The organism is Pseudomonas fluorescens, from assembly GCF_902497995.1.
Classification (GTDB): domain Bacteria; phylum Pseudomonadota; class Gammaproteobacteria; order Pseudomonadales; family Pseudomonadaceae; genus Aquipseudomonas; species Aquipseudomonas fluorescens_BK.
Genome location: NZ_CABVII010000007.1, coordinates 233,925 through 250,256, shown reverse-complemented (window position 1 = coordinate 250,256; position 16,332 = coordinate 233,925). Strand labels below are relative to the sequence as shown.

The following is a 16,332-nucleotide window of genomic DNA, read 5'->3' as shown; positions in this document are numbered from 1 at the left end:
ATCAAACTCTTCAGTTCAAACATCTTTGGGTTTTTAAGAAACCCTAAACTTGGCTCAGCAATCGTTGGTTACATCTTTGATTTCTCGCGGAGTAACTTGTGATGCTGATAATCTTGTTGACTATCAGTCTGACTCCACAAGCACCCACACGAATTGCTTGATTCAGTTGTTAAAGAGCGGTTGGTTAAGATCTTTCGTCTCAACCGAGGCGCGCATTCTACGCTTTCCTCTGCTGCTGTCAAGCGGTTATTTTCAGAAGCTTTCAAAGTTTCCTTTGTAACTTCAACCACTTGGCGCTTCCGATCTCTCGTCAGCGGGAGGCGAATTCTACAGCGTTAGTCGCTGCTGTCAACACCTCTTTTACCCCGCTTTCGACCGAGAAGATCGAACCGTTAAAAGAGCCAAACAACACCACTCTTTCAACTCCTTCTGGGCTTCGATGAACTGAAGCAACTCGCTGCCGAAAACTGCGTAACTCTTTGTTTACCAAGGAGTTTTCCGTTTCGACTGCGCCGGAAGTGGGGCGAATTATAGACTTACAGAATCTGCCGTCAAGCCCTGATTACGCTTTTCTATCAAGATCTTCAAAAACGCTGCTTATATATAGACGCGCCCGCAACGAATGCGCAGTATATTGCCCAACTACACTCTCGCTTTCTTCTTCGGACGATGTCACGCATGAATGACCACCCCCGCAGCCTTGCCTCGACCCTGTTCTCGGTTGGCCTGCTATTAATAGCCATGGCATCGATCCAGTCTGGAGCCTCACTGGCCAAAAGCATGTTTCCCGTTGTGGGCGCTCAAGGGACCACGGCCCTTCGCCTGGTTTTCGCCAGCGTGATCATGCTGCTGATACTGCGACCATGGCGGGCGACGCTCACGGCGAAATCCCTGCGCACCGTCATTGTCTACGGCATGGCGCTGGGCGGCATGAACCTCCTCTTCTATATGTCCTTGCGCACCGTGCCCCTGGGTATCGCAGTGGCACTGGAGTTCACCGGTCCCCTGGCGGTTGCCATCTATGCCTCGCGACGGGCCATCGATTTTGTGTGGATCGCCCTGGCGGCCGTCGGCCTGATGCTGTTGATACCGACTGGAGCCGCCTCCGCCAGTATCGACCTGGCAGGTGCCGGATATGCCTTGGGGGCGGGTGTCTGCTGGGCGCTGTATATCCTGTTCGGGCAAAAAGCCGGTGCCGACAATGGCGTGCAGACCGCTGCACTGGGGGTGATGATTGCCGCATTGTTCGTCGCCCCGATCGGTATCGTCCACGCGGGCGCCGCCCTGCTGACTCCGTCGCTGATCCCCATCGCCATTGGTGTCGCCCTGCTGTCCACCGCAGTGCCCTACACATTGGAGATGGTCGCCCTCACCCGCATGCCGGCCCGGACCTTTGGCACGCTGATGAGTATTGAACCTGCGTTCGGCGCATTGTCCGGCCTGCTGTTCCTCCAGGAATACCTCTCGCTGTCACAGTGGATGGCTATCCTGTGCATCATTCTGGCGTCCGTCGGCGCAACCATGACCATGGGCAACTCCGTCAAGCCCGCCGTCGTGGCGGATTGATATCAGATTTTTAACGAGGGTCTGGTATTTGCCGCACAATTAGGCCATGTTTAGACCCGCAACGCGGTGCCAGACATGGATTTTTAAGGACAGGGACATCGGAGACGCTTCCAGCGAAAGCGAATACAGCAAGACCCGGGCATCAAGATCCGGGACGCTATAAGGACAGTAATGAAACGAATTTTGATACTGATCGCCGTACTGGCGGTTGCGGGCTGCGCGGCGACGTCGAAACCCACAATCAAACATGGCAAGAAAGGGCTGCATATCAACTGTTCCGGGCTGTCGTCATCCTGGGACAAGTGTTACACCAGCGCTGCCAATTCGTGTGCACCCAAGGGTTACAAGGTCATCGCCAAGTCGGGGGACGCGGTGGAAGAACCTGGCGATTATCCATTTGGTCTCAACCCTGCCGGCTACACCAGCCGCAGCATGATCGTCATCTGCAAATAGGCCGCCTGGTCAGGTTCGCGGACCTGCGCCCAACTCTCCTGCAGCCGACAAATCGCACCCTCAACCCCGAGCACATCAGGATCGGCTGGAGTTCGTGCTTGAAGCCCTGAGTCAGACCTCGACAAAATGAGCCAGGCGCTGGCACCAGCGCCTGAACTCATGCCGATCAGATAGCCGCGGTTCGGCTGTTCAACCACTCCAGGGCTGCGCCGTCGAGCAACGGGCTCAGGCGTTCGCGCACCTCGGCGTGGTAAGCGTTGAACCACTGCTTTTCATCTTCGGTCAGCAGCGACGGTTCCAGGCAGCGAGTGTCGATCGGGCACAGGGTCAGGGTCTCGAATTTCAGGAACTCACCAAATTCGCTCTTGCCCGCCTCGCGGTTCAAGACCAGGTTCTCGATCCGCACGCCCCAGCGGCCCGGACGGTAAGTGCCCGGTTCGATGGACGTGATCATGCCTGGTTGCATGGCCGTTTGCGGCGCGGCTGCCGCCTGATACGCGATGACCTGCGGACCTTCGTGCACGTTGAGGAAGTAACCGACACCATGACCGGTGCCGTGACCGTAGTCGACGCTGTCGGCCCAGATCGGCGCACGAGCGATGGCATCCAGCAATGGCGACAAAATGCCTTTCGGGAATTGTGCCCGGGACAAGGCAATCACGCCTTTGAGTACCCGCGTGCAATCGCGTTTCTGCTCATCCGTCGGCGTACCGACCGGGACCATCCGCGTGATGTCGGTGGTGCCGCCCAGGTATTGGCCGCCGGAATCGATCAGCAGCAGGCCGTCGCCCTCGATCACCGCATGCTCGTTCTCGGTGGCGTGGTAATGCGGCATCGCGCCATTGGCGTTGAACGCGGCAATGGTGTTGAAGCTCAGGGACACATAACCCGGACGTCGGGTACGCGCGGCTGTCAGGTGTTCGTCGATGGTCAGTTCGGTGATGCGCTCACGACCCCATGCCGACTCCAGCCAGGTGAAGAACTCACACAACGCCGCACCGTCCTGCTCCATGGCCTGACGAATGTGCTCGGCATCGGCCAGGCTTTTCTGCGACTTGGCCAGTGTCGTCGGGTTCAGGCCCTCGACCAGTTTCACGCCGCTGTCCAGGTTACCCAGCAAACCCGCCGTCACCCGCGCCGGATCGACTTGCAGGCTGGCGCCGCTCGGCACGGCACCCAATGCGTCGGCCACTTCGCTGTAATCACGCAGGGTCACGCCGTCCTGTTCGAGGGCTGCGCGCAGTTCGCTATCGACTTTACTCAGGGCGACGAACAAGGTGGCCTGCTGCTGGCTGATCAAGGCGAAGGAGACGAACACCGGATTGAACGACACATCGCCGCCGCGCAGGTTGAACAGCCAGGCGATGTCATCGAGGGTGGCTATGAAATGCCAGTCGGCACCGCGCTCCTTCAATACTTCGCGCAACTTGGCGAGCTTCTCGCCGCGGCTGACAGTCGCCTGCGGCGGCAAGTGTTGATAGATCGGCTCGTTCGGCAGGTTCGGACGGTCGCTCCAGACTTCGCTCAACAGATCGATGTCGGTGCGCAGCCGTGCGCCGCGTTCTTCGAGCTTGCCGCCCAAGGTACGCGCCGAGGCCACCGCCATCACGGCACCATCCACCGCGACGACGCCGCCTTCAGGGGTTTGCTCGGCCAGCCAGTCCAGCGGGCCGGGTTGACCCGGTTGCAGCTTGACCAGTTCGATGCCGCTGCCCTGGAGTTCCTTGGTCGCTTGTTCCCAGTAACGGCTGTCAGCCCAGACGCCGGCAAAGTCCCTGGTCACGATCAGTGTGCCGACCGAGCCATGGAAGCCCGACAACCACTGCCGCCCTTGCCAGTAGCCCGGCAGGTATTCCGACAGGTGCGGGTCGGCCGACGGCACCAGCAGGGCGTGAATGCCCTCCCGGCTCATCAGCTCGCGGGTGTGCGCCAGGCGCTCGGGCACCGATCCATTGATCGAAAGCTGCGTACTCATCGTGTCTCCTGCTAACCACTTCATCATTATTGTCGAGTGCCGATCGAAGCCGGCGCTTTATGGCCCTGTCGCCCAGAATGCCGGAGCACTGGCGCAGGCCGATTTGATCAGGTGTACCGCTTGATCGATGTCCTGCTCGGTGGTGAAACGTCCCAGGCTCAAGCGGATGGTACGGCTCGCCGAGCGGGCGTCGTGCCCCAGGGCCAGCAGCACATGGGAGGGAGCATTGCTGGCGGAGTTACAGGCCGAGGTCGCGGAGAACGCGATCGAGGTGCTCAACGCCGCAGCGCTGAACTCGCCTTCGTTGAAGGTCAGGCTCAGGGTATGGGGAATGCGCCGGGTCGGGCTGCCATTGAGGCGAACGCCAGGCATGCCCAGCAGTGGCGCGAGCAGGCGTTCACGCAAACCCTCGATCACGGCTTTCTCCTCCTCGAACAACTGCCTCGCCAACGCGAAGGCCGCGCCCATGGCTGCGATCTGGTGGGTCGCCAGCGTTCCGGAGCGCAAGCCACCTTCGTGACCACCACCGTGGATCTGAGCCTGCAAACGCTGCTGTGCGCGAGGGCCAACGTACAACGCACCGATGCCTTTGGGGCCATAAATCTTGTGGGCGGAAAACGACATCAGGTCCACCGGCCATTCGGCCAGGTCGATCGCCACTTTACTCGCACCCTGAGCCGCGTCGACATGGAACAACGCATCGCGATCACGCACGACCTGGCCAATGGCGGGGATGTCATTGACGGTGCCCAACTCATTGTTGACCAGCATCAGCGAGACCAGAAAGGTGTCCTCGCGCAGTGCTTCGCTGACGGCTTGCGGGGTAATCAGGCCTTCGGCGTCAGGCACCAGATACGTCACTGCAACACCGGCGTCCTGCAATTGTTTCGCGGTGTCGAGAATGGCCTTGTGCTCGATCTGGCTGGTGATGATGTGGCCGCCGCAAACGCCGCGAGCCTGGGCCACGCCCTTGAGGGCAAGATTGTTCGATTCGGTGGCGCCGGAGGTCCAGACGATCTGCTCCGCCTGGGCACCGACCAACTCCGCCACCTGACGCCGTGCCTGCTCGACCGATTGCCGGGCCTGCTGGCCGAACGCATGGGAGCTGGAGGCCGGGTTGCCGAAATTGCCGTTGAAACCCAGACATTCGACCAGGACCTGGATGACCCGCTCATCCACCGGCGTGGTGGCGGCATAGTCGAAATACAGTGGACGTTTATTCATAAAAGACTCGCAGAGCGTGTTCCGGGATCAGGAAGCGCGTTACCGAACGGTCAAGGCGCAACCTCGTGAGCTGCGCCGATCGTCCGGAACGATAGAAATACCTGATCGGAGGCCGTTAAAGAAGCACAACTTCATTTAAAAGTGCGTAGGAACGCTCCTGAAGTCGAGCTTAACAGGCATCCGGCGACCGGTTGAAGCAATGCGTCAGCTAAAGCTTTCTTGCAACATCGGATACAACGAAACCACCAGTAACGCAGCCATGCCCCAGTTGAACAGGCGCAACCAGCGGCGATCCTTCAATACGTTGCGCAATAACGTGCCACACGCGGCCCAGACACTGACGCTCGGCAAGTTGATCAGTGCGAAGACCGCGGCGATCACGATCACATTGGTGAAATAACCCTGCATCGGCGTGTAGGTACTGATGGCACCGATGGCCATGATCCAGGCCTTGGGGTTGACCCATTGGAACGCCGCCGCGCCCAGGTAGCTGATCGGCTTGGCCTGCCCTTGCTCGCTGTCTGAAACCGGACCCGAATGAGCGATTTTCCACGCCAGGTACAGCAAGTACGCAGCACCGATGTAACGCAGCACGGTGTAGAGCAATGGATACGCTTGAAACACCGCGCCCAGACCGAAACCCACGGCCACGACCAGCACGAAGAAACCGCAGGTGATGCCAAGCATATGTGGAATGGTGCGGTTAAAGCCGAAGTTCACGCCCGAGGCCAGCAACATGGTGTTGTTCGGGCCGGGGGTGATCGAGGTAACCAGGGCAAACAGGGCGAAGCCCAGCAGCAGATCGAGCGAGAGCGTCATCGGTGGCAGTCCAGGGGCAGTCAGGTATTGACCCTACCGCACACCTTGCGCGAAACCCACGGACAGTTGGGTGAAACTTCGAGCAGTACAGTCGCTCAGCTTGGGCGACCGTGAAGTTGTACTGCACGTTCGGCGTTCATTTCGCCGTGTTTGTCGAAGCTGAACGACTTCTGCGGCTCGCCGAGCAGTTCGGCTTTTTTCGCGTGGTATTCATCGAAGGACAAGCCGCGACGATTCAATGCCTCCAGCGCCAGTTCCTTGCTTTCTTCAGCGGTGTAGGGCCGCAGTTCCGGGGAACCGTGGCTGGCACATCCGGCAAGAACTGAGGCGGCGAGCAGCAGGAAAGTGGCGAGTAGGTGTTTCATGGTCTGGCGTCCTGACATCTGGATTCGGGCAATGAACACAGGCTACTCGCGCCTCTGGACGGGCAGAAATCAACGCTCTCGATAGTGGCTATTGAATTTGGCTAACTGAGCTGCCGAAGGCTGCGATTTTTTGTGAACTTGACGACTGTTGAAGATCAAAATCAAGAGATCGTCCGACCGCGGCCCGAACCTTCGGCAGCGCCTACACTTTCGGCCGCAGACCGACGAAACCTCGTCAACTCACAACAAAAAGGGAGAACCGTCATGAGCGTTAAACCCATTCCAGAGGGCTATCACAGCATCACCCCGTATCTGGGCATTCAGAAAGCGGCTGAAGCCATCGAGTTCTACAAGAAAGCCTTTGGCGCCACTGAAGTCATGCGCCTGTCCATGCCGGATGGCAGCATCGGCCACGCCGAACTGCGCATCGGCGATTGTCCGATCATGCTGGGCACCCCGTGCGATCAAGGGCCGTTGAGCAATCCGGACACATCGCCTTCCGTGGGGCTACACCTGTATGTGAATGATGTGGACAAGTCCTTTAAACAGGCGATTGCCGCTGGCGGCACCGCGGTGTCCGAGGTCAAGGATCAGTTTTATGGCGACCGTTCAGGGACCTTGAAGGATCCCTATGGGCATTTGTGGTTCCTGGCGACGCGCAAGGAAGATCTGACACAGGAGCAGATTGAGCAGCGGGCCAAGGAGATGTTTCAGCAGGGGTGAGATTTTCGGTGCCTGACCGGGCCTCTTCGCGGGCAAGCCTCGCTCCTACAGGTTGAGTCGTTTGTAATATGGCGAACGACAACCCTGTAGGAGCGAGGCTTGCCCGCGAAGGCGGCATTACAGTCATACCCAAAGAAAACCAGCTTTCGCGGAACAAGAAACATTTTCTTTCATATTCACCTTCGGGATTTCCGATGTTCATTCGTCTTATATAGATGCAGTCGGCCGCGCAGGCAAAAGCCACGGCCGGGCCTTTCATGGACCTCATCGCTGGGAAGCCCGCAGCAGAGGCCCACTCATCGAACCAAGACCTTTAATCATGTCGAAGAAATCCCGCTCAAAACTCTGGTTTCTGGTCCATAGCTGGCTGGCCTTGCCGATCTGGTTTTTCGTGCTGATCGTCTGTGTGACCGGCACCCTGGCCGTGGTCAGCCAGGAAATCGTCTGGCTGGCCAACCCGCAAATGCGCGCCAGCCAGCCTTCGGACGATGCGCCGCTGCTCAGCTATGACCAGATCATCGCCGCCATCAAGAAGGCCGAACCCGATACCCTGGTCGAGTCCATCAGTCGACCCGATGAAGCACACTTCGCCCTCCATGTGGGCGTCAGTTATCCAGACGGTCGTTCGGTGACGGTCTACGTCAACCCGTACAGCGGCGTGATCCAGGGCACGGCGCCACAGTTCAATTTCCAGGCCTTTACCCGCGCCCTGCATGGCTGGTGGCTGGTGCCGTTCACCAACGGCTATAGCTGGGGCTGGTACCTGGTGTCGTTTCTCAGCCTACCGTTGCTGGCGTCTCTGGTCACCGGGCTGGTGGTCTACAAGCGTTTCTGGAAAGGCTTCTTGCGCCCGACCCTGCGCATCCGTCACGGCGCGCGGATTTTCTGGGGCGACTTTCACCGCCTCAGCGGCATCTGGTCGATCTGGTTCATCGCGGTGATTTCCGTCACCAGCACCTGGTTCCTGATCGAAGCCTTCATGTTCGATAACCAGATTTCGATTTCCACCGCACCGGTCGCGCTGGTGGTCCCGCGCGAGAGCGTGCCGATAACCGTCGATGGCGCGCCGGCGCCAATGATCAGCCTGGAGGCTGCGATTGCGCAGGCCAAGGCCAGCATTCCCGGGCTGGAAGACAGTTTCGTCAGCTTGCCCGCCAATGCCTACAGCTACCTCTCCGTGGGTGGCCGCAGTTGGTACCCACTGATGTTCCAGACCGCCGAAATCAACCCATACACCGGCGACGTCGGCGCGACCCGCCTGCTGTCGGACCGCTCTGGCCTGGAGCTGGTGACCGAATCCATGCGGCCGCTGCACACCGGCGATTTCGGTGGCCTCTGGATCAAGCTGATCTGGTTCTTCTTCGGCCTGATCCTGAGCATGATGGTGCTCAGTGGCCTGTTGATCTGGACCAAGCGCACCGCCCTGGCCACGGCCAACGCCCTCAAGCGCAGCAACAAAACCCCACGCGGCCAGACTGCCGCGGCCTCCAGCCGTGAAACCACGGAGGTCAGCCCATGAGCCTGTTCGCCGCCGAAAAACCGGGTTCGAAATTGAGCCGTTTCTGGCACAAATGGCGTTTCCACATCAACGTCCTGCTGTTGCTGGTGCCACTGGGATTCATGCCCAAGTATTTCGCCGATGCCGCGCTGTTTCGCGGTGATACGGGCCTGGGCGAGCGGGAAATCGGAGAGGTTCAGGTCGGGCCCTGGAGCCTGCGCCTGGCCGAGCTGCGCAATGAAGCACCGAGGCTCGATGGCCCGGCCGGCTACATGAAGAACTTCAACGCGGCGCTGTGCGACAGCTGCCGCGATCAGGTCAAGGCGACTTACCTGCGCATCGGCAAGCCACGCAGCCTGCGCGCCGCCGGGGTGATTTTCTTCGGCACGCCGCACCGCATGGGGGCGATGCTGCCGATCCCCGAGAAAACCAAGGCCAACGCCGAGCTGTGGATCACCATGGAAGGCTGGGACGGCGCCATGCACCAGGCATCCATCCCGCTGAGCCAGGCATCCCCGGCCACCCTCACCTGGCTGAACCAACAAGGAGGCAAACCATGATCAATGTTATTCGTCCTCTGAGCGCCGCATTGCTGGTGCTTTGCGCCGGTTTCAGCGCCAGCGCCCTGGCCCACAACCCGATGTGCGAGTGCAAGGCCATCGACGCCGAGCAAATCCGGTGCACCGGCGGCTTTTCCGATGGCAGCGGCGCGCCAGGCGTGACCCTGGACGTGATCGGCTACGACGAAACCATCCTGGTACCGGGCAAGCTCGGTGCCGATTCGACCCTGACCTTCAAGAAGCCCGGCGCCGAGTTCTACGTGCTGTTCGACGCCGGTCCCGGTCACGTGGTCGAGATCGACCAAGCGGACATCGAGGCCCCATGACCACGCCAACTACCCACGTCGTCCGCCCGGCCGGAGCCGGTCATGAAACCCTTTATGTGCTGCTGTTGTGCCTGCTGATCCTGGCGGTGGCCGGCTCGGTGGTCGCCTGGCGCCATGAATCCCAGGAAGTGAGTCACGTCAACAGCCATCAACTGGATGCCCGTCGCGACCTGAGCGCCTCCGAGCAAGGCATCTACGCCGACCTGCGGGTGACGCTGGACGAAATTCACCTGCTGCGCCAGGAACAAAAAACCCTGCCGACACCTGAAGCCCTCGCCGATGAGGGCTTTGCGCCGTTTGCAAAGGACGCCAGTTCCGTCAGCCGTGGCGGCCATGCCTGGCAATTGCTCGAGGCCAAGGCCTACTTCGGCCAGAGCCAGGCGCCCACGGTGGCTGGATCGTTTCTGATGCGCTTGAGCGCTGACGACGATGCACCGGACATTTGGCTCAACCCCGGCAAAGCCCTCGCTGTCCCGACTGATCTCACCGACGCCGCGCTCGAAAGTGCCGGCTGGCAGCAGATCGTCGCGCAATTCGATGCCGGCGTGACCCGCCAGCACCGGCACTGAACCCTCGCCTTCACCCGAGAGAAGACCGCTTTCCCATGCCTAGTTCATCTCAACGCTCTTTTTTGCGCCTGCTGCTGGTTGGCCTGGCGGCCTGTCTGCTGACCCCGCTGGCCAGTGCGGACGAGGCCAAGCGCCTGCGCATCGGCATCACCTTGCACCCTTATTACAGCTATGTGGCCAACATCGTCGGCGACAAGGCCGAGGTGGTACCGCTGATTCCGGCCGGTTTCAATCCTCATGCCTATGAGCCCCGGGCCGAAGACATCAAGCGGATCAGCGGGCTGGACGTGGTCGTGCTCAATGGCGTCGGCCATGACGACTTCGCCGACCGCATGATCGCCGCCAGCGAAACGCCGAACGTCCCGGTGATCGAAGCCAACGAAAACGTGCCGTTGCTGGCCGCTACCGGCGTCGCCGCCCGCGGTGCCGGCAAGGTCGTGAACCCGCACACCTTCCTGTCGATCAGCGCCTCGATTGCCCAGGTCAACAACATCGCCCGGGAACTGGGCAAGCTCGATCCGGCCAACGCCAAGACCTACACCCAGAACGCCCGCGCCTACGGCAAACGCCTGCGGCAGATGCGCGCCGACGCCCTGGCCAAACTGACCCAGGCGCCAAACGCCGAACTGCGGGTGGCTACGGTGCATGCGGCGTATGACTACCTGCTGCGCGAATTCGGCCTCGAAGTGACCGCCGTGGTCGAACCGGCCCATGGCATCGAGCCGAGCCCGAGCCAGCTGAAAAAGACCATCGACCAACTGCGCGAACTGGACGTGAAAGTGATCTTCTCGGAGATGGATTTCCCGTCCACTTACGTCGAGACCATCCAGCGTGAATCCGGGGTGAAACTGTACCCGTTGTCGCACATCTCCTATGGCGAATACACGGCTGACAAGTACGAAAAGGAAATGACCGGCAACCTCGACACCGTGGTCCGGGCGATTCAGGAGTCCGGCGCATGACTGCAAAAGAAACACTCACCGACTCCGAATCCCCTGTGGGAGCGGGCTTGCTCGCGAAGGCGTCCAGTCAGTCAACATCATCGCTAAATGAGATACCGCATTCGCGAGCAAGCCCGCTCCCACAAGTATCATCGGGGCCGACGCTGGATTTCGCGGATGTCAGCCTGACGCTGGGCCGCACGACGATCCTCGACCAGGTGACTTTCCAGGTCCAGCCCGGCAGCGTGCATGCGCTGGTCGGCCCCAACGGGGGCGGCAAGAGTTCGCTGATCAAGACCCTGCTCGGGCAGATGCCGCATCAAGGTCGCTTGAGCCTGCAATGGCCGGGCACGCCCGGGACCATCGGCTATGTGCCGCAAGCGCTGGAATTCGACCGCGGCCTGCCGATAACCGTCGACGATTTCATGGCCGCGATGTGCCAGCGGCGGCCGGCGTTTCTCGGCTTGAGCAAGCATTACGCGGCAGCGATCGGTGAAGCACTGGAACGGGTCGGCATGCAGGACAAGCGCAAGCGACGCATGGGCGCCTTGTCCGGCGGCGAACGTCAGCGGGTGTTGCTGGCTCAGGGGCTGATTCCGGCGCCACAATTGCTGGTGCTCGATGAACCGATGTCGGCCCTCGATGAGGCGGGCATCCAGGTGTTCGAACGGTTGCTCGGCGACTGGCGCCAGAGCGGCATCACCGTGCTGTGGATCGAGCATGACCTGGAAGCGGTCGGCCGTCTGGCGGATCGCGTCACCGGGCTCAATCGCCGGGTGCTGTTCGATGCCACGCCCAAACAGGCACTGACACCGGAACGTTTGCTGACCCTGTTCTCCACCCATCCACGGAGCGCTGCCTGATGAGTTACGAAGCCTTTCGCTTGATGGTCCAGGGCTGGGCCTCGTCGGGTTATCTGCCCGAGGCGCTGGCCTACGGATTCGTGGTCAACGCCCTGCTCGCCGGCTTGCTGATCGGCCCGGTGCTGGGCGGCCTGGGCACGCTGGTGGTGGTCAAGCGCTTCGCATTTTTCTCCGAAGCGGTGGGTCACGCCGCATTGACCGGCGTCGCCATCGGCATCCTGCTCGGTGAACCCTACACCGGACCTTACGGCAGCCTGTTCGGCTACTGCCTGCTGTTCGGCATCCTGCTCAACTACCTGCGCAACCGCACCGGCCTGGCACCGGATACCTTGATCGGCGTGTTTCTCTCGGTGTCCCTGGCACTGGGTGCCAGCCTGCTGCTGATTCTGGCCGGTAAGATCAACGTGCACATTCTGGAAAACGTGTTGTTCGGCTCGGTGTTGACGGTCAACGGCAATGACCTGTTGGTGCTGGCCATCGTCGGTTCATTGGTCATGGCGCTGGCCTTGCCGCTGTACAACCGCATCATGCTTGCCAGTTTCAATCCGCAGCTGGCGGCGGTGCGCGGTGTGGCGGTGAAAACCCTGGATTACCTGTTCGTGATTCTGGTGACCCTGATCACCGTGGCGGCCGTCAAGGTCATCGGCGCAATTCTGGTCGGCGCCCTGCTGGTGATTCCGGCGGCCGCGGCACGCTTGCTGAGCCAGTCGTTGAAGGGCTTCTTCTGGTGCTCGGTGTTGATCGCCACGGTCAGCACGCTGTGCGGGATTCTCGCGCCGATTGTCTTCGACCTGCCTATCCCGTCCGGCGCCGCGATCATTCTGGTGGCCGGCATCGCCTTCGCCCTCGCCGCCATTGCCCGTGGCGTCGTCCCAAGTCTGAAAGGGAACCTTGGATAAAATGTCTTTTTCTCTGCGTCAATTGAGCCTGGCCATAGCCCTGTGTGGGCTGGTCCATACATCCTTTGCGGCGGACGGCGCCAAACAGCTGCGCGTGCTGGCGTCCTTGCCGATCACTTACGGTCTGGGCGAAGTCTTGCTCAAGGGCACTGACATCAGCCTTGAACGGGCGGCGCCGGCGAACCTGCCTGGCAGCCGCCAGACCGCCTACTTCACCGGACGTGGCGCGCCGGCGCTGGCCAAACTGGCGAGCGAGGCCGATGCGGTCATCGGCCTGCGGTCGCTGTGGGCGGATGATCCGCTGTACCCGATCTCCCGGCGCAGCAATATCCGTATCGTCGAAATCGATGCCGCCCGTCCGGTGGACGGCGCCCTGCCCGGCATTGCCGTGCAGCCGGACAACAAGGTCGATGGGTTGAACAGTCAGCCGTGGTTTTCCAGCAACAACATGGGACGGATGGCAGATGTGATGGCGGCGGATCTGGTACGCCTGGCGCCGGAGGCCAAGCCGCAGATCGAGGCCAACCTGGCGGCGCTGAAACAGCGCCTGCTCAAGTTCAGCGCCGACAATGAGTCGCGTCTGGCCAGTGCCGATAACCTCAGTGTGATGAGTTTGAGCGATCACTTCGGCTACCTGATTGGCGGGCTCAACCTGGAGCTGATCGGCGTCGATGCGCGGCCGGATGCCGAGTGGACACCTGAAGCGCTCAAGCAATTGGGCGCGACGCTCAAGGACAATGATGCGGCGGTGGTGTTGCATCATCGGCAGCCTTCGGACGCGGTGAAAGCGGTGATTACCCAAGCTGGCAGCCGGCTGGTGGTGTTGAGTGTGGATGCAGTGGATCCGGTAGCCGAGCTGGAGGGGAATGTGGAGTTGGTCATTAAAGGATTGAGCGGGGCGTAGCGTCATTAAATCCGCGTCATCGTTCTTCGCGAGCGAGCCCGCTCCCACACTCGATCTCTTGCGATCACAGAATTGGTGATCGCCGGAGATCGAGTGTGGGAGCGGGCTTGCTCGCGAAGGCGGCCTGATAGACGCCACAAATTCCAGACCAGAAAAAGCCCGCTGACGGTCACCCGTTCAGCGGGCTTTTTTTTGCGTGACGACTCAGAGAGCAACAGCCGCCTGCTCTTCCATCTTCTGCCGCAGGCTCAACGGACGCATGTCGGTCCAGGTTTCTTCAATATAGGCCAGGCATTCCTTTTTCAGGCCGCTCTTGCCCACGGTGCGCCAGCCGGCAGGCACGGCCTTGTAATCGGGCCAGATCGAGTATTGCTCTTCGTGGTTGACCACGACCTGAAAGAGGATGTCCTCGCGGTCGAATACTGACGTCATGGTGTGTCTCCATCGCTGTAGGGGTGGGCTGCACTGCGTGCGCAGCCGGTCTGTAGAAGGAACGTTCGGGGTGCCGGAAAATTTACAGGCTGGCGGTCGCAGCAGCCATGGCCCGGCCGAAGATCTCGGCGACCCGGTCGATTTCCGCTGCGGTAATCACCAGCGGCGGCAGGAAGCGCACCACACCGCCGTGGCGACCGCCCAGTTCGAGGATCAGCCCGCGCTTGAGGCATTCGCGCTGCACCAGCGGCGCCAGGCGAGCAAAGATTGGCGGGTGACCCTGGGCATCCGGTGCGCCGGTCGGGTCGACCAGTTCTACGCCAAGCATCAAGCCTCGACCGCGGATGTCCCCCAGTTGCGGGAAGTCCCGCTGCAGGATCCGCAGGTGTTCGCTCAAGCGTTCGCCCATGGCGGCAGCGTGCTCGCAGACTCGGTGTTCGGTCAGGTAACGCATCACCGCGGAACCAGCCGCCATCGCCATCTGATTGCCGCGGAACGTCCCGGCATGGGCCCCCGGCAGCCATGTATCGAGCCAGTCGCGATAGACCACCACCGCCAGCGGCAGGCTGCCACCGATGGCTTTGGACAGCACCACCACATCCGGAATGATCCCGGCATGCTCGAAGGCGAACATCTTGCCGGTGCGGGCAAATCCGCTCTGGATTTCATCGACGATCAGCGCTACGCCAGCCTGTTCGGTAATCCGCCGCAGACCACGCAACCAGTCGAGATCGGCCGGGATTACCCCGCCCTCGCCCTGCACCACTTCGACGATCACCGCTGCCGGCAACTGCACACCGGCTTCCGGGTCATTGAGCAGGTTCTCCAGGTAATTGAGGTTGACCTGTACCCCTTGCGCGCCGCCGAGACCGAACGGGCAGCGGTAATCGTAAGGGTACGGCATGAACTGCACGCCGCAGCCGAGCAAGGCACCCAAGGGTTTTTTCGGCCCCAGACTGCCCATCAGGCTCAGCGCGCCCTGGCTCATGCCGTGGTAACCGCCCTGAAACGACAGCACGGTGCTGCGGCCGGTGGCGGTGCGCACCAGTTTCAGCGCCGCTTCCACCGCGTCGGTGCCGGTGGGGCCGCAGAACTGGATTTTCGCTTCAGTGGCCAAGGCGGGTGGCAGCAGGCCGAACAGGTCCTGGACAAACTGATCCTTGACCGGGGTGGTCAGGTCGAGGGTGTGCAACGGCAGTTCATCGCTCAGCACTTGCTGGATCGCTTCGATCACTACCGGGTGGTTATGCCCCAGCGCCAGCGTGCCAGCGCCGGCCAGGCAGTCGATGAACGTGCGGCCTTCGACGTCCTCGACGTAGATGCCTCTGGCGCGCTTGAGTGCCAGGGGAATGCGTCGCGGGTAGCTGCGGGCATTCGATTCCTGCTGGCTCTGCCGGGCCAGCAACGGCGATTCGTTGAAGTGATAAAGCACCTCGGTCGGCGCCGGAGTGATCCGGGCCGGCTGATCTTCCACAAGGCTGGTTGCGACTGACATCTCTCGACCCCTAAAAAGGTTTTCCTGTTGTGGAAACGCATCAGGGTCTCGGGGATTTAGCCCTCTGACCCGCTTTCATGAAGGTGACGACAGGCCCTTGTGCATGGGAATGGCGTGGAGCCCTGCGACCGCGAAGGTTCGGGCGCAAGGCCGGTAACCCAGATGGCGATAAAAGGCTTCGCTGGTACGCGTGCTGTTGAGCCGAGCCTGGCGCAAACCCCGGCCGATCAACCAGCCCTCGAGGTCGCGCACCAGCGCTTGCCCGGCTCCCCGGCGAAACCATTCAGGTTGAACGTAACAAAATGCGACCTTGCCGCTGATCGCCGCCATGGCGACGCCGACCGGTTTGTCCTGCAACAGGGCGATGTTCAGATACAACCGTTGGTCGGCCAGCCACGGCAACACGTGGTCGATGGTCTTGTTGTGGGTCCAGTTGGCGACCGTTCGCGGGTTGTTGCGGTGGTCGAGCGCACAACCGACGCGGATGGAGCGCTCGACGATGCGGCTGATGATGCCGGCGTCGGCGGGGGTTGCCTTGCAGATGAGTATTGATGCATCCATGGCGCTGTTACCTCAATCCATTGAGTCAAAGCTGGCGGGGACGATAGCGCCGATGGGGGCTCGAATGCCAATGGTGAGAAGTTACATTTGATGAGCGACACAGATCCCAATGTGGGAGCGGGCTTGCTCGCGAAGGCGGACTGTCAGTCAACATTTACA

At 61.0% G+C, this 16,332-nt stretch carries 18 protein-coding genes; 11 read left to right on the top strand and 7 right to left on the bottom strand.

Annotated features, from left to right (window positions below):
- The first annotated feature begins 678 nt into the window (after nucleotides 1-678).
- Together rhtA and F8N80_RS11300 are read left to right on the top strand one after the other, a co-directional pair.
- A complete protein-coding gene (gene rhtA / locus F8N80_RS11305) occupies nucleotides 679-1,566 on the top strand; it encodes a threonine/homoserine exporter RhtA (protein WP_150783871.1) in 888 nt (295 codons plus the stop codon).
- 171 nt (nucleotides 1,567-1,737) lie between these two features.
- A complete protein-coding gene (locus F8N80_RS11300) occupies nucleotides 1,738-2,019 on the top strand; it encodes a hypothetical protein (protein WP_150783870.1) in 282 nt (93 codons plus the stop codon).
- 166 nt (nucleotides 2,020-2,185) lie between these two features.
- Here F8N80_RS11300 and F8N80_RS11295 read toward each other — a convergent pair whose 3' ends face one another.
- The 4 genes from F8N80_RS11295 to F8N80_RS11280 all read right to left on the bottom strand — a co-directional run bounded on the left by F8N80_RS11295 (nucleotide 2,186) and on the right by F8N80_RS11280 (nucleotide 6,402).
- Nucleotides 2,186-3,994, bottom strand: a complete 1,809-nt coding sequence (locus F8N80_RS11295) for an aminopeptidase P family protein (RefSeq protein WP_150748636.1) — start codon at nucleotides 3,992-3,994, stop codon at nucleotides 2,186-2,188.
- Between the two features lie 57 nt (nucleotides 3,995-4,051).
- Entirely contained in the window at nucleotides 4,052-5,218 is a 1,167-nt protein-coding gene (locus F8N80_RS11290) for a cysteine desulfurase family protein (RefSeq protein WP_150783869.1), read from the bottom strand.
- Between the two features lie 204 nt (nucleotides 5,219-5,422).
- Nucleotides 5,423-6,037 carry a LysE family translocator gene (locus F8N80_RS11285; protein WP_150748638.1) on the bottom strand — a complete coding sequence of 205 codons (615 nt, stop codon included), beginning with the start codon at nucleotides 6,035-6,037 and terminating at the stop codon, nucleotides 5,423-5,425.
- Between the two features lie 95 nt (nucleotides 6,038-6,132).
- Nucleotides 6,133-6,402, bottom strand: a complete 270-nt coding sequence (locus tag F8N80_RS11280) for a DUF547 domain-containing protein (protein WP_150748639.1) — start codon at nucleotides 6,400-6,402, stop codon at nucleotides 6,133-6,135.
- Nucleotides 6,403-6,666: 264 nt separating this feature from the next.
- On the opposite strand from F8N80_RS11280, the gene F8N80_RS11275 reads away from it, so the two are divergent.
- From F8N80_RS11275 to F8N80_RS11235, 9 genes are all read left to right on the top strand, one after another.
- The gene (locus tag F8N80_RS11275; protein WP_150748640.1) at nucleotides 6,667-7,125 is read left to right on the top strand and encodes a VOC family protein; all 459 of its coding nucleotides are present in this window, start codon (nucleotides 6,667-6,669) and stop codon (nucleotides 7,123-7,125) included.
- Nucleotides 7,126-7,444: 319 nt separating this feature from the next.
- The gene (locus F8N80_RS11270; RefSeq protein WP_150783868.1) at nucleotides 7,445-8,644 is read left to right on the top strand and encodes a PepSY-associated TM helix domain-containing protein; all 1,200 of its coding nucleotides are present in this window, start codon (nucleotides 7,445-7,447) and stop codon (nucleotides 8,642-8,644) included.
- Nucleotides 8,641-9,183 (top strand): thiamine pyrophosphate-binding protein, encoded by a 543-nt coding sequence (locus tag F8N80_RS11265; RefSeq protein ID WP_150748642.1) that lies wholly within the window; start codon nucleotides 8,641-8,643, stop codon nucleotides 9,181-9,183. The genes F8N80_RS11270 and F8N80_RS11265 overlap by 4 nt, the downstream gene beginning before the upstream one ends.
- Nucleotides 9,180-9,509 carry a hypothetical protein gene (locus tag F8N80_RS11260; RefSeq protein WP_150748643.1) on the top strand — a complete coding sequence of 110 codons (330 nt, stop codon included), beginning with the start codon at nucleotides 9,180-9,182 and terminating at the stop codon, nucleotides 9,507-9,509. The genes F8N80_RS11265 and F8N80_RS11260 overlap by 4 nt, the downstream gene beginning before the upstream one ends.
- Nucleotides 9,506-10,078 carry a DUF6162 family protein gene (locus F8N80_RS11255; protein ID WP_150783867.1) on the top strand — a complete coding sequence of 191 codons (573 nt, stop codon included), beginning with the start codon at nucleotides 9,506-9,508 and terminating at the stop codon, nucleotides 10,076-10,078. Before F8N80_RS11260 ends, F8N80_RS11255 begins: the two co-directional genes overlap by 4 nt.
- 35 nt (nucleotides 10,079-10,113) lie before the next feature.
- Nucleotides 10,114-11,040, top strand: a complete 927-nt coding sequence (locus F8N80_RS11250) for a metal ABC transporter substrate-binding protein (RefSeq protein WP_150748645.1) — start codon at nucleotides 10,114-10,116, stop codon at nucleotides 11,038-11,040.
- On the top strand, nucleotides 11,037-11,882 hold the full coding sequence (locus F8N80_RS11245) for a metal ABC transporter ATP-binding protein (protein ID WP_150783866.1): 846 nt from the start codon (nucleotides 11,037-11,039) through the stop codon (nucleotides 11,880-11,882). The genes F8N80_RS11250 and F8N80_RS11245 overlap by 4 nt, the downstream gene beginning before the upstream one ends.
- Nucleotides 11,882-12,781, top strand: coding sequence for a metal ABC transporter permease (locus F8N80_RS11240; RefSeq protein WP_003226663.1), 900 nt, complete (start codon nucleotides 11,882-11,884; stop codon nucleotides 12,779-12,781). Before F8N80_RS11245 ends, F8N80_RS11240 begins: the two co-directional genes overlap by 1 nt.
- Before the next feature lies 1 nt (nucleotide 12,782).
- Nucleotides 12,783-13,685 (top strand): metal ABC transporter substrate-binding protein, encoded by a 903-nt coding sequence (locus F8N80_RS11235; RefSeq protein WP_150783865.1) that lies wholly within the window; start codon nucleotides 12,783-12,785, stop codon nucleotides 13,683-13,685.
- Between the two features lie 204 nt (nucleotides 13,686-13,889).
- On the opposite strand, the gene F8N80_RS11225 is transcribed toward F8N80_RS11235, so the two are convergent.
- The 3 genes from F8N80_RS11225 to F8N80_RS11215 all read right to left on the bottom strand — a co-directional run bounded on the left by F8N80_RS11225 (nucleotide 13,890) and on the right by F8N80_RS11215 (nucleotide 16,173).
- The gene (locus tag F8N80_RS11225; RefSeq protein ID WP_150748648.1) at nucleotides 13,890-14,117 is read right to left on the bottom strand and encodes an MbtH family protein; all 228 of its coding nucleotides are present in this window, start codon (nucleotides 14,115-14,117) and stop codon (nucleotides 13,890-13,892) included.
- 82 nt (nucleotides 14,118-14,199) lie between these two features.
- Complete coding sequence (locus F8N80_RS11220; protein WP_150783864.1) at nucleotides 14,200-15,612, bottom strand: aspartate aminotransferase family protein; 1,413 nt, start codon at nucleotides 15,610-15,612, stop codon at nucleotides 14,200-14,202.
- Between the two features lie 75 nt (nucleotides 15,613-15,687).
- Complete coding sequence (locus F8N80_RS11215) at nucleotides 15,688-16,173, bottom strand: GNAT family N-acetyltransferase (protein ID WP_150748650.1); 486 nt, start codon at nucleotides 16,171-16,173, stop codon at nucleotides 15,688-15,690.
- Nucleotides 16,174-16,332 lie beyond the last annotated feature (159 nt).

Coding starts and splice junctions, on each gene's coding strand:
- F8N80_RS11235 (WP_150783865.1), top strand. CDS start 12,783: ATGTCTTTTTCTCTGCGTCAATTGAGCCTGGCCATAGCCCTGTGTGGG.
- F8N80_RS11265 (WP_150748642.1), top strand. CDS start 8,641: ATGAGCCTGTTCGCCGCCGAAAAACCGGGTTCGAAATTGAGCCGTTTC.
- F8N80_RS11290 (WP_150783869.1), bottom strand. CDS start 5,218: ATGAATAAACGTCCACTGTATTTCGACTATGCCGCCACCACGCCGGTG.
- rhtA (WP_150783871.1), top strand. CDS start 679: ATGAATGACCACCCCCGCAGCCTTGCCTCGACCCTGTTCTCGGTTGGC.
- F8N80_RS11220 (WP_150783864.1), bottom strand. CDS start 15,612: ATGTCAGTCGCAACCAGCCTTGTGGAAGATCAGCCGGCCCGGATCACT.
- F8N80_RS11270 (WP_150783868.1), top strand. CDS start 7,445: ATGTCGAAGAAATCCCGCTCAAAACTCTGGTTTCTGGTCCATAGCTGG.
- F8N80_RS11255 (WP_150783867.1), top strand. CDS start 9,506: ATGACCACGCCAACTACCCACGTCGTCCGCCCGGCCGGAGCCGGTCAT.
- F8N80_RS11215 (WP_150748650.1), bottom strand. CDS start 16,173: ATGGATGCATCAATACTCATCTGCAAGGCAACCCCCGCCGACGCCGGC.
- F8N80_RS11275 (WP_150748640.1), top strand. CDS start 6,667: ATGAGCGTTAAACCCATTCCAGAGGGCTATCACAGCATCACCCCGTAT.
- F8N80_RS11225 (WP_150748648.1), bottom strand. CDS start 14,117: ATGACGTCAGTATTCGACCGCGAGGACATCCTCTTTCAGGTCGTGGTC.
- F8N80_RS11285 (WP_150748638.1), bottom strand. CDS start 6,037: ATGACGCTCTCGCTCGATCTGCTGCTGGGCTTCGCCCTGTTTGCCCTG.
- F8N80_RS11300 (WP_150783870.1), top strand. CDS start 1,738: ATGAAACGAATTTTGATACTGATCGCCGTACTGGCGGTTGCGGGCTGC.
- F8N80_RS11250 (WP_150748645.1), top strand. CDS start 10,114: ATGCCTAGTTCATCTCAACGCTCTTTTTTGCGCCTGCTGCTGGTTGGC.
- F8N80_RS11245 (WP_150783866.1), top strand. CDS start 11,037: ATGACTGCAAAAGAAACACTCACCGACTCCGAATCCCCTGTGGGAGCG.
- F8N80_RS11260 (WP_150748643.1), top strand. CDS start 9,180: ATGATCAATGTTATTCGTCCTCTGAGCGCCGCATTGCTGGTGCTTTGC.
- F8N80_RS11240 (WP_003226663.1), top strand. CDS start 11,882: ATGAGTTACGAAGCCTTTCGCTTGATGGTCCAGGGCTGGGCCTCGTCG.
- F8N80_RS11295 (WP_150748636.1), bottom strand. CDS start 3,994: ATGAGTACGCAGCTTTCGATCAATGGATCGGTGCCCGAGCGCCTGGCG.
- F8N80_RS11280 (WP_150748639.1), bottom strand. CDS start 6,402: ATGAAACACCTACTCGCCACTTTCCTGCTGCTCGCCGCCTCAGTTCTT.